General features: G+C 72.0%; 13 protein-coding genes. 5 read left to right on the plus strand and 8 right to left on the minus strand.

Annotated elements, in window-relative coordinates; genetic code table 11:
* Window positions 1-52: 52 nt before the first annotated feature.
* The gene (locus tag B5D66_RS11135; protein WP_078761610.1) at window positions 53-421 is read left to right on the plus strand and encodes a MerR family transcriptional regulator; all 369 of its coding nucleotides are present in this window, start codon (window positions 53-55) and stop codon (window positions 419-421) included.
* Window positions 422-797: 376 nt separating this feature from the next.
* On the opposite strand, the gene B5D66_RS11145 is transcribed toward B5D66_RS11135, so the two are convergent.
* Window positions 798-2,882 (minus strand): acyltransferase family protein, encoded by a 2,085-nt coding sequence (locus tag B5D66_RS11145; protein ID WP_327308353.1) that lies wholly within the window; start codon window positions 2,880-2,882, stop codon window positions 798-800.
* Between the two features lie 242 nt (window positions 2,883-3,124).
* Here B5D66_RS11145 and B5D66_RS11150 point away from each other — a divergent pair, with 242 nt between their 5' ends.
* Complete coding sequence (locus tag B5D66_RS11150; protein ID WP_078761612.1) at window positions 3,125-4,369, plus strand: hypothetical protein; 1,245 nt, start codon at window positions 3,125-3,127, stop codon at window positions 4,367-4,369.
* Window positions 4,370-4,380: 11 nt separating this feature from the next.
* On the opposite strand, the gene B5D66_RS11155 is transcribed toward B5D66_RS11150, so the two are convergent.
* From B5D66_RS11155 to B5D66_RS11175, 5 genes are all read right to left on the minus strand, one after another.
* Window positions 4,381-5,628, minus strand: a complete 1,248-nt coding sequence (locus tag B5D66_RS11155) for a serine/threonine-protein kinase (RefSeq protein WP_078761613.1) — start codon at window positions 5,626-5,628, stop codon at window positions 4,381-4,383.
* Between the two features lie 28 nt (window positions 5,629-5,656).
* Window positions 5,657-6,775 carry an SIS domain-containing protein gene (locus B5D66_RS11160; protein WP_078761614.1) on the minus strand — a complete coding sequence of 373 codons (1,119 nt, stop codon included), beginning with the start codon at window positions 6,773-6,775 and terminating at the stop codon, window positions 5,657-5,659.
* Window positions 6,776-6,827: 52 nt separating this feature from the next.
* Window positions 6,828-7,004, minus strand: a complete 177-nt coding sequence (locus B5D66_RS11165; protein WP_078761615.1) for a Trm112 family protein — start codon at window positions 7,002-7,004, stop codon at window positions 6,828-6,830.
* Between the two features lie 36 nt (window positions 7,005-7,040).
* Complete coding sequence (locus B5D66_RS11170) at window positions 7,041-8,405, minus strand: phosphomannomutase/phosphoglucomutase (RefSeq protein WP_078761616.1); 1,365 nt, start codon at window positions 8,403-8,405, stop codon at window positions 7,041-7,043.
* Window positions 8,406-8,556: 151 nt separating this feature from the next.
* Window positions 8,557-8,967, minus strand: a complete 411-nt coding sequence (locus B5D66_RS11175; protein ID WP_078761617.1) for a DUF3499 domain-containing protein — start codon at window positions 8,965-8,967, stop codon at window positions 8,557-8,559.
* A 147-nt stretch (window positions 8,968-9,114) separates the two neighbouring features.
* Between B5D66_RS11175 and B5D66_RS11180 the strand changes: the two genes are divergently transcribed.
* Window positions 9,115-9,540 carry a metallopeptidase family protein gene (locus B5D66_RS11180; RefSeq protein ID WP_078761618.1) on the plus strand — a complete coding sequence of 142 codons (426 nt, stop codon included), beginning with the start codon at window positions 9,115-9,117 and terminating at the stop codon, window positions 9,538-9,540.
* 209 nt (window positions 9,541-9,749) lie between these two features.
* Here B5D66_RS11180 and B5D66_RS11185 read toward each other — a convergent pair whose 3' ends face one another.
* A complete protein-coding gene (locus B5D66_RS11185) occupies window positions 9,750-10,037 on the minus strand; it encodes a WhiB family transcriptional regulator (protein WP_078761619.1) in 288 nt (95 codons plus the stop codon).
* 214 nt (window positions 10,038-10,251) lie between these two features.
* Window positions 10,252-11,676 (minus strand): hypothetical protein, encoded by a 1,425-nt coding sequence (locus B5D66_RS11190; protein WP_144390080.1) that lies wholly within the window; start codon window positions 11,674-11,676, stop codon window positions 10,252-10,254.
* 275 nt (window positions 11,677-11,951) lie between these two features.
* Here B5D66_RS11190 and cofD point away from each other — a divergent pair, with 275 nt between their 5' ends.
* Both cofD and B5D66_RS11200 read left to right on the plus strand, forming a co-directional pair.
* Window positions 11,952-12,920: a 2-phospho-L-lactate transferase gene (cofD, locus tag B5D66_RS11195; RefSeq protein WP_078761621.1), complete on the plus strand. Its 969-nt coding sequence runs from the start codon at window positions 11,952-11,954 to the stop codon at window positions 12,918-12,920.
* Entirely contained in the window at window positions 12,917-14,197 is a 1,281-nt protein-coding gene (locus B5D66_RS11200; RefSeq protein ID WP_078761622.1) for a coenzyme F420-0:L-glutamate ligase, read from the plus strand. The genes cofD and B5D66_RS11200 overlap by 4 nt, the downstream gene beginning before the upstream one ends.
* Window positions 14,198-14,333 lie beyond the last annotated feature (136 nt).

Below are 14,333 nucleotides of genomic sequence, written 5' to 3' on the forward strand. Positions count from 1 at the left end.
GGGTCGGACCGCACAGGGCGCGGAATTGACAATTGTTCGTTAGATTGCTCGCATGGAGCGGGACATTCCTATTTCGGCCGCCGCCGAACGCCTCGACCTGACCGCCCGGATGCTGCGCTACCGCGAGGCCCTGGGGCTGCTTCCGGTGACCAAGGAGCCGCCCACCGGACGGGGACACCGGCACCGCAGGTTCAGCGAGGCCGACCTGCGTACGATCGCCGCGGGCCTGGAGCTGGAGCGCAACTACGACATCACCCCGGCCGCGCTGGCGTTCGCGCTGCGCGTCCTGGCCGAACCCGCGACGATGGCGCGGGTCCGCTCCTACGGCGAACGGCTCGGCCGGCTCGCCCCTCCCCCGGCCCGCGCGCTCGACTTCGAGCAGCGCAAGGCACAGCGGCTGCTCCGCGGCCAGGGGCGTTGAGGCCCGAGGCCGGCCCCTGCCACGCCGGGAGCGCGGCCGGCAAAGCATGACCTCGGCGTCCCCGGCCCCCTGCCGGGCCGATCCCCCGCCGCCCCACCGTGAGCGGACGGCCCATAGGCTCCGCGCCGGGACGCTCACCGACCGGGCGTGTGCGCGGGCGCGTCCTCAGACCGAGCGCGGTCCACGGACACGGCGGCCCCGGGGCGGAGGGCCGCCGAAGCAGGACGGTCCGCGCTTCCCGTCCCGGATCTCCCACGGCTCGCTCGCCCGCTCGCAGCCCGCCCGGCCGAGCGAGCCCCGGGGCGTCCCTCCCCCGGGACCGGCGTCACGGCCGGGATCCCGGTAGGCGCCGGCCCGCCCTCCCCGCCCCGCGCGTTCACCAGCCGGTGGCACGCTCGATCTCGGCCCCCAGGGCCGGGGCCAGGGTACGGGCGAAGGTCGCGGTGAAGTGGGCGTTGTCCCAGTAGACGAGGACGTTGCCGATGACCGCGGGACATCTGCCCTCGACGCACAGGTGGTCGGTCAGGTCGACGAAGGACACGTTGCCGGACACCCCCTCCAGGTCCTGCAGGGGCGAGACCGGCGCCAGGGAGGGCTCCGCGGTGCCGACGCACGTGTCGGCCCCCCGCTCGGCGACGCACTCGGGCGCCGCGAAGTCCAGGCGCGGGGTGTCGCGGACCGCGACCACGTCGATCCCCAGCTCCCCCAGCTCCGCCCAGCGTTCCAGGTACCCGTCCACCACGCTCTCCCCGTCATAGCCCGACGCGGGGTCGATGCTGCTGGTGGTGGCGGTGGTGAAGACCACGTCGGGGCGCAGCTCGGCCAGTTCGGCCATGACGTTGTCGTTCCACCGCGCGCAGGAGGTGTAGTCCTCCCCCTTGTAGCGCTGCGGCGCGGGGGTGAACAGGCAGGCGCCCTTGGTGATGTTGACGACCCGCCACCCCTTCTCCTCGGCGACGACCTGCAACGCGGGCAGCCAGTGGGCCGCGTGGGAGCCCCCCACCAGCGCGATCGTGCGCTCCGCCTCCTGTTCCCCGAACTCACAGGTCAGGGCCTCGCTGCCGGCGATTCCCTGGTTGCAGCCGAGCGCGTAGCTGGCCGGAAGGTCGTCGGCGGCGTCGACCGGGGCGGGATGGACCGGGACGTCGGGCAACCGCTCGTCCAGGACCCCGTCGGCGAGCACCGCCGCCCCCGGGTAGTTGGCCGGGTCGGCGGCGAGCGTCTCGGCCTGGTGCCGCTGCACGGCGAGATGGGCCGACCAGGCGCCGGCGGCCAGGGTCACCGGGAGCAGGCAGGCGAGGGCCACCGCCAGGGTCCGCGCCGGCGTGGCCCGCGGCCCGATGACCTTCCCCATCCCGCCCTCCACGAGCCACTTCGTGGCGGCGGCGAGCGCGAACGACAGCGCCAGCACCTGGAACCCGCCGGTCAGACTCGCCTGGGTCCTGCCGGTCACCGTCAGGTAGCAGACCAGCACCGGCCAGTGCCACAGGTACAGCGCGTAGGAGATGTCGCCGATGTAGTGCAGCGGGCGCAGGGCCAGCAACCGGTCGGCACCGAAGCGGCTCCCCGTCGTCCCCGCCATGATCACCAACGCCGCGGCGCCGGTCGGCCACAGCGCGACGTAACCGGGGAACATCGTCGAGACCTGGAGCAGCATCCCGCACGCCACCAGGCCCACCAGTCCGACCCAGCCCATCACGACCCGCAGCCGGCCGGGGATGCGCAGCCGGGGCAGCACGATCGCCAGGACGCCGCCGAGGGCGAGCTCCCACAGGCGCGCCCCCGTGTCGAAGTAGGCCCAGCGCTGGTTCGTCTCGGTGATGACCACCGAGTAGGCGAAGGAGACCACGAACACGGCCGCGACGAGGACCAGCAGCACCCGGCGCACACCGGCCCCCCGGCGCCGGGCGACCAGCAGGGCGACGGCGACCAGCACCGGCCACACCAGGTAGAACTGCCCCTGGATGGCCAGGGACCAGAAGTGCTGCGCCGGGCTCACCGCGTCCCCGCGCGACAGGTAGTCCACGGCGTTGAACGCCAGGTACCAGTTCTCGTAGTACAGGGCCGACGCCACGACCTCGGCGATCGTGTCACGCCACCGGTCCTGCGGGAGGAGGAGCGCGGTCGCGGCGAGCACGCCGGCCAGGACCACCGCCGCGGCGGGGAACAACCTCCCCGTCAGACGGGTCCAGAAGGCGGCGAATCCCACCCGCCCGTCCCGCTCGACGGCGCGCAGCAAAGACCCGGTGATGAGGAATCCGGTGAGCAGCAGGAAGACGTCCACGCCTCCGGAGACCCTGCCGAACCAGACGTGGTAGACCGCCACGAGCACCACGGCGACGGCGCGCAGCCCCTGGATCTCGGGGCGGCGCCCGCCCCGCCCCGTCCGCGCGGTGCCACGCTCCGCCACCGCCGTGCCGGTCTCGGGGGGAACGGCGACAGGGGAGGAGAGGACACGCACGGCCGGACACCGCCTCGGTGAGGGAGGGAGAAAACGATCACGGCGCGCGGGCCTCCCCCGTGACACGGGTCCTGGCCTCCGGCGCGCCGGGCCATCCTCGCGCACCCCTGTTACAGGCCGGGGCGGAGCACGCCAACCACAGATGAACCCGTGGTCACCACACGATGACCGGAACCGGCAGATGACCTTCGGACACGGCGGGCCAGGTTTCCGCGGCTGCGGCCGTGGTTACGGTGACACTCGTGAATACGCGACGTGGCCATGACCTCGCCCCGACCCGCTTCCCCGACGGCGTCCGCAGGCGTCTCATCTCCCTGGACCGGCTCCGCGAGGTGTGGGCCGACCACCAGGCCCGCCGCCCCGACCACCAATGGGCCGAGGAGCGGCGACGATTCTTCCGCAGGCACGTTCTCGAACTGCGCACCCTCGCCGGGCAGGCCGAGGTCGCCGCGGCCGACGCGGCGCGGCTGGCGGCCCTCGGCTGGGACTCCGCCGACATCGCAGACGACCTGCGCGACCGGTTGCGCGCCGACGAGGAGGCGCTGGTGTCCATGGCCGAGGAGTGTCGCTCCGGCCAGCCCCTGACCCCCGGCTACCTGGACGGCCTGGCCCGCAAGCTCCCCGGTTCCGACGGCCCGGACGCGCCGTTCGAACACACCGGTGAGGATCTCGCCGAGGCGGCCGCGGTCGAGACCCACCCCCTCATCCGCGCCGCCCACCTCCAGCTCGGCTGCGACCGGGCGCTCCGCGCCTCTTCGGCCCCGCGTCCCCGGGCCCTGGGCCCCTTCCCCTGGGCGGTGGCCTCCCTCTCCCTCATCCGCTCCCACTATCCGCCCCTGGTCATGGACCACCGGTTGGCCTCCCTCCACGGAGAGGTGCTGTCCCGGCCCAGCGAGGAGGAGCGGCTGGCCGGCCTGGTCGAGCTGTTCGCGGACCTGGAGACGGCGGCGCTGCGCGGGGAGCTGAGCTGGACGGCGCGCGCCTCCTCGCGTCCGCCCGCCAACACCGCGCCCCTGGCGATCTCCTTGCACCGGCGCCTGCTGGAGCACCTGCGCGCCGCCTCGGCCTCGCTGCGTCTCGTCGCCCGCGAGATCGACCCCGACGCGCGGGTGAGCGTGGACGCGGGAGACGTGTGCGACGACGAACGCCACCGGGAGCGGTTGGACGCCGCCGCCGAGCGGGCGATGTTCACCCGCGGCCCCGGTTGCTGGTGGGCGTCGCTGGAGGTCCGGGTGGACGAGGGGGAACTGCGCCTGCTCATCGCGGTCCAAGACGTCGGCGCCCCGGCCACCGGCGTGCTCGCCGTCACCGCGGACGGCCGTCTGGTGTCCGAGCGGGGCGAGCGCGACGCGCTCGACCTGGCTTCGACCGACTGCGTCACCCTGATCCCCACCGACAGCGCCGGAGAGCGCTGGCCCGACGTGGAGAGGTTCGCCGATGACGTGGTGTCGCGCGCTGTCGGCGCGTTGATGACCGCGGTCCGCTGAGCCCCGGGGGGTCAGGTGGCCAAGGCCGTCAGAACCAGCAACAGCAGCAGGATGATGATCGTGATGAGCACCGCGGGGATGACCCACCCCTGCGACAGCACGGGATCCTCGCCGCGCGACTGCCCCGTGTAGGCGGGCTCGCGTGGGACGTTGCGCTGCGGGATGGGGGCGCCGGGGTAGGGCGTGGAGGGGCCGGTCATCGGCGGTCGTCCCATCCCCGGATGGCCGCCGGTGGGCGGCATCTGGGACATGTGGGGGGCGTATCCCCCCTGCTGGGGGCCTGTCGCCGGGTGACCGCCGTGCGGCGTCCGGTAGGCGTTCGGGTAGGGCGTCTGGGGGCCGCTGTGCGACAGCGGGGTGTAGGCCGGGGGCTGTGGCTGCCCGCCGGTGGGGGAGCCCGCGATCCGCGCCCCCTCGGCCATGGCCTCGGCCGGGGACGGCGCGTCGTCCTCGTCGTGGCCCAGCAGCCGCATCAGGAGCTTCTGCGCCGTGGGCCGCTGCTCGGGGTCCTTGTTGAGGCAGTCCTCGATGATGGGCCGCAGCGGCCCGGTGATGCCGTCGATGTCGGGCGGCGCGCTGACCACGCGGTGCACGACCGCGGGGACGCTGTCGGCGCCGAAGGGGGCGTTGCCGGTCGAGGCGAACGCCATGACACAGCCCCAGGCGAAGATGTCGACCTTGTCGGTGATTCCGGTGCCGGCGATCTGCTCGGGGGCCATGTAGGAGGGGGTGCCGACGATGGAGTTGGTCATCGTCGCGGTGCCGTCGACGACACGGGCGATGCCGAAGTCGATGACGCGCGGCCCGTCGGGCCCCAGCAGCACGTTGCCCGGCTTGAAGTCGCGGTGCACGATGCCGGCCTGGTGGATGGCGACGAGGGCGGTGGCGGTGGAGACGGCGAGCCGCTGGAGCGCGGCGCCCTTGCGCGGCCCCTCCTTGGCGACCGCCTCCTGCAGGGACGGGCCGGGGACGTACTCGCTGACGACGTAGGGCGGGTCGTCGTCGAGGTTGGCCTCGTGGATGGCGGCCGTGCAGAAGGAGGCGACCTTCTGGGCGGCGCGCACCTCCTTCTCGAACCTTCGACGCAGTTCGCCGTCCTGGGCCCACTGGTCGTTGAGCACCTTGATGGCGTACTCGTCGCCCTCGGGGTCGCGGCCGAGGTAGACGACGCCCTGGCCTCCCCGCCCCAGACGTCCGACGACGCTGTAGCGGCCGAACGCGGTGGGATCGTTCGGCAACAGCGATCCGGAACCGGGCATCAAGCTCCTCCAGGGGGTCGTGGGGGCGCTAGCGCACGACCAGAGTATTTGCTAACGGATCAGCGCCATACGCCACAGCAAGATACACAGTGGCGTAATCGGTTAGAGCGATCAAACCGGCCAGACGTTCCATGGGATGTCCCTCGGGAACCTCGATCCCACTTACGGGGGTCCCCCGCTCGTGCGCCGCTCGCTCGACGGCGGCGAGTTCCGCCGCCGCCTCGGGGAGCCCGTCCTCCTCGTCACGCAGGACGACCAGGCGCATCCGGACCCGGCCGTCCTCGACCGGGTCGTCGAAGATGCTGCGCGGCCCCGTGGCGCCGAAAGGCCCCTCCAGGAGAGGGTACCGGTCCCGGGCGAGCCCCGGCGGGGCGCCGGTGAGCGCCGGATAGCCCGCGGTTCCGGCGAGACGGTCGGCGAAGGCGCGGGCGGCGAGGTCGGCGATCGGGGAGGCACCGCATACCAGGGGAAGGGTCCCGGCCACGTCGAGGGCGAGGGTCTTCGCCGGATTCTCGAACGTCTCCACCGTCGGCCCGCAGCGCCGGGCCGTCTCCTCCAACCGGTCGGCGGTCGCCTCGTAGACGGTCTCGGGCAGCCCCGCGGCTCCGAGGTGGCCGGCCGCGACCAGCAGCGGCACGAGCAGCGACCACAGCATGGTGCGAGGCTCCCCCGCCAACGGGAGCGCCACGTGGGGGGCCCGCGCCCGTTCGGCGAGGTCGGCGAGGGGCCCGCCGGGGAGGCCGACGGCGAGGAAACGGCAGCCGCGCCGTACCGCCTCGGCCGCGATCCGGACGGTCGCGGCGGCCTCGTGTCCGCTTGTGGCCGCGACCGCGACCACGAGGTCGTGGCCGCCCACCCAGCCGGGCAGCCGGTGGCCCCGTACCGAGGAGATGGGGACCGGGCAGCCGTTGCCGAGGACCGCGGCCAGCACCTCGCCGGCCTGCGCGGCGACACCGCCGCCGGCGACGACGATGGAACGCGGGCGCCCCTCGGAGGCGAGCCGGTGCAGGCCGGCCTCGACGGCCGCCGTGCGCGCCGCGCGCACCTGCGCGGCGGCCGAGGCGAACTGGCGCAGCAGGCCACCGGGATCCAGTCCGGGGTCCTCGGCGAGCGCGTCGAGACGGTGCTCGTCGAATTCCGTTGGCACGTGACCTCCCTGTGCGCCCGGCGGCCCCGCCACCGAGGGGCGGGGACACGCGCTAACCGATGCGGCGCGCCTCGTCGACGAGCAGCACCGGAATCCCGTCCCGGATGGGGTAGGCCAGTCCGCTCTCGTCGCAGACGAGCTCACCGGCCTCCTCGTCGAGACGCAGCGGGGCCTTGCTTTCCGGACAGGCCAGGATCTCCAGCAGCCAGTCGTCGATCTTCGCGGTCATCTCGTGGTTCTTCCTTGGGTTCTGTGGCGTTGTGGATCAGGCCCGGACGATGGCGAGCACGTCGTCGCGCAGCTTCGCCATGGTCGCGGGGTCGGGGGCCTCGACGTTGAGTCGCAGCAGCGGCTCGGTGTTGGAGGCGCGCAGGTTGAACCAGCTTCCGTCGGCGAAGGACACCGTGAGCCCGTCGAGGTGGTCGATGGTGACGTCGTCGCGGCCTGCGTAGGCGGCCTCGACGGCGGCGGAGCGGCCGGCCTGGTCGGCGACCTCGGAGTTGATCTCGCCCGAGGCGGCGTACCGGGCGTACTCGGCGGTGATCTCCGACAGCGACCGGTCCTGACCGCCCAGCACGCCGAGCACGTGCATGGCGGCGAGCATGCCGGTGTCGGCCCGCCAGAAGTCCCGGAAGTAGTAGTGGGCGGAGTGTTCGCCGCCGAAGATCGCCCCGGTCTCGGCCATGGTGGCCTTGATGAAGGAGTGGCCGACCCGGGTGCGCACCGGGTTCCCGCCGTGCTCGCGGACGATCTCGGGAACCGCCGAGGAGGTGATGAGGTTGTGGATGATGGTCGCGCCGGGCTCCTTGGCGAGTTCCTGCACCGAGACCAGCGCGGTGATCGCCGAGGGCGACACCGGCTCGCCCCGCTCGTCCACGACGAAGCAACGGTCGGCGTCGCCGTCGAAGGCCAGGCCGATGTCGGCCCCGGTCTCGCGGACGCGGGCCTGGAGGTCGACGATGTTGTCCGGGTCCATGGGGTTGGCGGGGTGGTTGGGGAAGGTCCCGTCCAACTCGAAGTACATCGGCACGATGTCCAACGGGAGCGGGTCGAGGACCTGGTCGCCCAGGACGGCGGGAACGGTGTAGCCGCCCATGCCGTTGCCCGCGTCCACGACGACCTTGAGCGGGCGGATGCCCGAAAGGTCCACCAGGGAACGCAGGTGCGCGGCGTAGTCGGCGAGCAGATCGCGCTCGGTGATGGTCCCCGCGGGGCCGTCGTGGGCCGGAACCCCTTCCTCGGCGAGCCGGCGGATCTCGTCGAGACCGGTGTCGGAGCTGATCGGCGCGGCCCCGGCACGGCACATCTTGATGCCGTTGTACTGGGCCGGGTTGTGGCTGGCGGTGAACATCGCGCCGGGGAGGTCCAGTCGGCCGGAGGCGAAGTAGAGCAGGTCGGTGGAGGCCAACCCGGCCATGACGACGTCGGCGCCCTGGCTCGCGGCGCCCTCGGCGAAGGCCCGGGCGAGTTCGGGGGAGGAGGGACGCATGTCGTGCGCGACGACGATGCCGTCCGCCTCGACGACCCGGGCGAAGGCGGCGCCGATGGCACGGGCGATGCCCGCGTCCAACGTGTCGGGAATCACACCACGAACGTCGTAGGCTTTGAAGATCTGACCGAGGTCACCCACAGCTTCTCCGGATAAGAGTGTCGATGTGCCGCCGAGCCCGCGGACCGGTGGACCCACGGGATACCAACGTACAAGACGGCGGCCCCGGTCGTACGGGGCCCGATCGGGCCCTTCCCGCTCGTTTGTCCGGCAAACGCGCTGGAAGACCCCTTCAGGCGTCTTGTGGGGGACGGTCGGGGCGACCGGGACGCCCCGAGGGGTGGCCCGGCGCGGAGGGCTCGGACTTGACGACGCGCAGGTGGCCGCGGCGGTGGGTCTCGACGCCCTGCCCGACCGGTTCGCTGGCCTGAGGGGGGCGCGCCGCCTCGCGGACGGCGTTGGCCAGCGCCTCCAGGTCGTCGCTCCCGGGTCCGCCGGTGGTGTCGGCGGGAAGCCGCACCACCTCCCACCCGCGCGGCGCGGTGAGGCGGTCGGCGTGCATCGCGCACAGGTCGTAGCAGTGGGGTTCGACGTAGGCGGCGAGCGGGCCGAGCACCGCGGTGGAGTCGGCGTAGACATAGGTGAGCGTGAAGACTGCTGGCTGCCTGCACGCGGTGCGTGAGCAGCGTCGTACAACGCTCACGGGCAAAGACGGTATCCGTTTCGGGGCCCGCACGCCAGCATCGCGCCCCCCGCTCGTGTCTTCGCGACGTGGCGGATCGGACACCGCCGAAACCCCCAGGGGCTGCGCTCGGGGGTGGTGATGGCTTAGGCTCGATATGTGCGACGAGTGCACCTTCACCGGCCTCAAGCCAACCGAGTACGACGTAGAGACCGCCACGGCCGCGGGATCCGCGGTCCACTGACGCCTCCTGAGCTCCCCATCACCCGCAGCCGCGCCCAGCTCTTCGACGACCTGGTGCTCGACGCCGTCGAACGCCTGGAACGGGTCTGGGCTCGCGAACTCGCGAATGTGGAGTTCCTGGTCGAAGACGTCCCGCAGGTCCCACGCGGCGTCACCGCGGACGACGGCATCCCCTTCTCCCGTCTGGAGGCATCCAGGACGGGCCAGGCCCGGATCATCGTCTACCGGCGCCCTGTGGAGATCCGCACCAAGGATCCCGAGGAGATGGCGCTGCTGGTCTACGACACGGTCGTCGAGGAGGTCGCCAACCTGCTCGGACTGGAGCCGGAGACCGTCGACCCCGAGGCCTGACGCGCGAATCCATCCCGGGAGCGGGCCGCCCGCTCCCGGATCGTCCTGGGCGGGTCCGCCCGCCATTCCCTCCGGGGCGGGGTGTCACACGATCGGGACATCCCATGTGGCGCGCCTCCGTTAGAAGAGGCGGACAGCCGGAAACGACAAAAAGGGCGTGCGCCCCAGGTGCCGAACACCCAGGACACACGCCAGAAGCCCCCGTTGGGCTACAGAGCGTCAGCCAGGAAATCGAAATCCTGACCGGCCGCTTTCTTCAGCCGACGCCGTTCGCGTTCGGAGAGTCCCCCCCAGATGCCGAAGCGTTCATCGTGCTCCAGCGCGTATTCCAGGCACTCCGCCCGCACCTCACACGAGTGGCAGACCTTCTTCGCTTCTCGTGTCGAGCCGCCCTTCTCGGGGAAGAACGCCTCGGGATCGGTCTGCGCGCACAGGGCGCGTTCCTGCCAGCCCAGATCTTCGTCTGCGCCGTGCGCCAGCGGGATAACCTCGCTCACGCGCACCTCCTATTGCCCCCCTAGATGTACCCTCCCTTTCGACCCCCGGGAGGGTGGAAACACACCTTGAAATTACACGCGCGTGTCTCGCTATACGTCAAGCACGCGACGTGGTAATCCCCTGAATATCACGTGACAAACGGCGACTCACCGTTGAACCGCGATCCCTCAGCGGATTACCACGTCAATTCGCGGTGCGCGGGGCGCGGAGGGATCAGCGCCGGTCGTCGTCGCGGTACCAGCCCTGCTGGCGGTCCTCGCCCTCGGTGCTGGAACGCCGCTGCTCCGAGGAGTAGTTCTCGCCGTAGGGACTGGTCGTCTCGTGCGGGTTGGCCGTGTAGCCCCCTGTTCCGTACTGCCCGCTGTAGCCCGGCTCAACCCTCATCGTCGACTCGCTGTCGCTCTGATCCTGCTGAGGGGTCTCAGCGGCCGGGGTCTGCTGGTACCAGCCGTACTGGATGGCGTCCTGCGCCGCCTGCTCGCCGCCCTGCGCCGGGTCGTTGCCCGGAGTCACCGGCGGCTGGATCATCGTCGCCTCGGCGTCCGAGGGGTAGCCCGGCTGCTGCCCGCTGTAGGAGTGCTGCTCACCGCCGGCGTGGGCCTGGCCGGACTCGTACTCCGAGGCCCCGTAGGACTGCTGTCCGCCGGTGCCGTAGGGCGCCGCGGGCTGCTGGCCGTAGGACCCGTAGCCGCTCTGCGCGCCGCTGTCGGTGTAGCCGGGCTGGGCCGCGTAGGGCGGCTGTTCGGCCTGCGCGTAGGACTGCTGACCGTAGGCGTTCCCCTGCTGGTGCGCCCCCTGCTGCCACTCCTGGCCGTAGGACTGCTGCTGGTAGTCCCCGTAGCCCTGCTGGGCGTTCCACTCCCGGGCGGAGTCCTGTCCCCCGGTCGAGGAGTACCCCGCCTGTCCCTGGTAGGCCGACTGGTCGTAGGAGGCCGAGGGGTCGGGCTGGGCCTGGTAGGCCGGCTGTCCCCCGCTGGGCTGGGCGTACCCCTCGCCCTGGGGCTGCGGCCAACCGGTCTGCGCCGGCTCACCGTAGGTGTGGCCGTAGGCCGCGTGCGCGCCGGCCTGCGGGAATCCGGTGCCGGTCTGCGCCGCGGGGTCGGCCGGCGGCGCGAACGACTGCTGGGCACCCGTGTGCGGGGCGAACGGCTGCTGCTGGCCGTAGGGGCCGACCGACGCGGAGCTGCGCGGCACCAACGTGCGGTCACCGAAGACCTTGAGCAGGACGAAGGCGGCGACCCCGAGGATGGCCAGGTGGGCCAGTGTGACGAAGAAGTCGCTGAAGCTGATCGCCATGCTGTAGCCCGCGGAGGCGACGAAACTCATGATCAGGGTGATGAGCCCCACCAGAAGGCCCAGCCCCGCCATGATCAGGGAGGCCAACACGACGGGGAACGCCCGTGAACGTCCGGACGGGAGAACGGCGAGCGCCACCGCGGCGAGGAGCAGGGCGACGGTCACCGGACCGAAGAACAGCTCCCCCCTGGCGACGAAGTTGGCGGGGATCGATGAAGGGCCGTACTCACTGGCGTGCGCCCCGAACAGGTAGATGAGGCCGCCGAGCATCCGCACCCCTACGGCGCCGAGCAGCGCCCAGGCGGCGGGCTCCCGCAACCGTTGGATGGCTTCGTTGTTCAAGAGAGGTTCCCCTCTGCTGCTTCGCTGTCGCGTCGGTGGCAGCTTTGCATATCGACACGTTGTGCAAGGAATTCGATTGGAACGCGGGATGGTCCCCGGCATCGCCGCGCGTCACCGACGGCGGGAGCACGGTTTCGGCCACCATGCCGGAAGCGTGCGGGGACCGGGCCGGCGGTGATCGGTGTCCCCCACCGCTGCGGCGCCTCCGACCCACGCCGCCGGCTCCCCCCAGGGACACGGCGCGTCCATGATCCCACCCTGCCAGACTTGATCCCATGCGGATAGTCGTGCTGGCTGGTGGTATCGGAGGGGCGCGGTTCCTGCGCGGCCTGAAATCTGTGCTCGGGTCCGGGGAGGGGACCGACGGGAGCGATCCGGAGATCACCGTCATCGGCAACACCGGTGACGACATCACCCTTTTCGGCCTCAAGATCTGTCCGGATCTGGACACCGTGATGTACACGCTCGGGGGCGGAATCAACGAGGAACAGGGGTGGGGACGCGCGGAGGAGACGTTCAGCGTCCGTTCTGAGCTGGCCGCTTACGGAATGCAGCCGCAATGGTTCGGTCTGGGAGACCGTGACGTCGCCACCCACATCGTGCGGACCCAAATGTTGTCCGCCGGCTATCCGCTCTCGGCGGTCACCGAGGCGCTGTGCGACCGTTGGCGGCCCGGCGTCCGGTTGATCCCGATGACCGACGAGCGGGTCGAGACCCACGTGGTGGTCTGCGACGACGAGGGACGCCGGGCCATCCACTTCCAGGAGTGGTGGGTGCGCCACCGGGCCGCCCTGCCCGCCGAGGCGATCCTGCCCGTCGGGGTCGAGAAGGCGACGCCGGCCCCGGGCGTGCTGGAGGCCATCGAGGCGGCCGACTTCGTCCTCTTCCCCCCGTCCAACCCGGTGGTCAGTGTCGGCACGATCCTGGCCGTCCCCGGCATCCGCGACGCGGTCGCCGCCAAGACCGTGGTCGGGGTCTCCCCGATCATCGGCGACGCGCCGGTGCGGGGCATGGCCGACGCCTGCCTGAGCGCGATCGGGGTGGAGACGAGCGCGCGCGCCGTCGCCGAGCACTACGGCGCCGAGCTGCTCGACGGCTGGCTGGTGGACGACGCCGACGCGGGCACCCGGGTCGAAGGCATCGACGTGCGTTCCCGTCCGCTGTACATGAGCGATCCCGCCGCGACCGAGGCGATCGCGCGGGCCGCCGTCGACCTGGCACTCGAACTCAAGGAGCGCGCATGACCACCTCGATCTCCGTCCACGGTGTGACCGGCCTGCCCGAGATCGGGGCCGGGGACGACCTCGCCGCGTTGATCGCCGACGCGGTCGACCTCCACGAGGGGGACGTCGTGGTCGTCACGTCCAAGGTCGTCAGCAAGGCCGAGGGCCGGCTGCGCCACATGGACCGCGACGAGGCGATCGACGCCGAGACCGTGCGCGTGGTGGCGCGGCGCGGGCGCACCCGGATCGTGCAGAACCGGCAGGGCTTCGTGATGGCGGCCGCCGGTGTCGACTCCTCCAACGTGCCCCCGGGGACCGTGCTGCTGCTGCCCGAGGACCCCGACGCCTCGGCGCGCGCTCTACGGGCCGGACTGCGCGCGCGGTCGGGGGTGAACCTCGCCGTCATCGTCAGCGACACCTTCGGTCGCCCCTGGCGCAACGGGCAGACCGACATCGCGCTCGGTGCGGCCGGGATCGATGTCCTGGAGGACCTGCGCGGACACACCGACTCCCACGGCAACGTATTGGAGGTGACGGTCAGCGCCGTCGCCGACGAGATCGCGGCGGCGGGCGAGCTGGTCAAGGGCAAGACGGCCGGTGTGCCCGTGGCCGTCGTCCGCGGGCTCGGCCACCTGGTGACCGCGGAGGACGGGGCCGGCGCGCGGGCGTTGATCCGTCCCGCCGACGCCGACCTGTTCCGTTACGGTTCGCGTGACGTGGTGGCCGCCCGGCGAACGGTGCGCGAGTTCACCGGGGAACCGGTCGATCCGCAGGCCGTGCGGCGCGCGGTGGCCGCGGCCCTCACCGCCCCCGCCCCCCATCACACGACCCCGTGGCGGTTCGTCCTGGTGGAGTCCGCCCGGACGCGCAAGCGGCTGCTCGACGCGATGTTGGAAGCCTGGGTGGCCGACCTGCGCGGTGACGGCTTCGACGAGAAGGCCGTGGCCCGGCGTACGCGCCGGGGTGACGTGCTGCGCAAGGCCCCCTATCTGATCGTCCCGTGCCTGGTGGCCGATGGCGCGCACGCCTATCCGGACGAGCGCCGGGCCGGCGCGGAGCGTTCGATGTTCCTGGTCGCGATGGGCGCGGGGGTGCAGAACCTGCTCGTGGGGCTGACGATGGAGGGCCTGGGCTCGGCCTGGGTCTCGTCCACGCTGTTCTGTCCCGACGTGGTGCGCGAGGTGCTGGAACTGCCGCGGGAGTGGCAGCCGATGGGGGCGGTGGCGGTCGGGCACGCCGCCGCGGCGCCGAAGGAACGCCCTCCCCGGGATCCGGCGGCGTTCATCGAGGTGCGCTGAGGTCTTCGTTCGGCGCGGGGGCGGGGTGGGCCGGTGCCGGCCCACCCCGCCCCCGCTTTTATCGAAAAGAATCTTTCCGGTTTATTGACCGCCGCGAACCGATCTCTTAACTTTGTTTCCAATTAAATAGGCGACC

It is taken from the genome of Marinactinospora thermotolerans DSM 45154 (assembly GCF_900167435.1).
Lineage (GTDB): Bacteria > Actinomycetota > Actinomycetes > Streptosporangiales > Streptosporangiaceae > Marinactinospora > Marinactinospora thermotolerans.

Bases quoted from the DNA above. Each gene is read 5' to 3' on its own strand.
- B5D66_RS11165 (WP_078761615.1), bottom strand. From the start codon at position 7,004: ATGACCGCGAAGATCGACGACTGGCTGCTGGAGATCCTGGCCTGTCCG.
- B5D66_RS11135 (WP_078761610.1), top strand. From the start codon at position 53: ATGGAGCGGGACATTCCTATTTCGGCCGCCGCCGAACGCCTCGACCTG.
- B5D66_RS11155 (WP_078761613.1), bottom strand. From the start codon at position 5,628: ATGCCCGGTTCCGGATCGCTGTTGCCGAACGATCCCACCGCGTTCGGC.
- B5D66_RS11200 (WP_078761622.1), top strand. From the start codon at position 12,917: ATGACCACCTCGATCTCCGTCCACGGTGTGACCGGCCTGCCCGAGATC.
- cofD (WP_078761621.1), top strand. From the start codon at position 11,952: ATGCGGATAGTCGTGCTGGCTGGTGGTATCGGAGGGGCGCGGTTCCTG.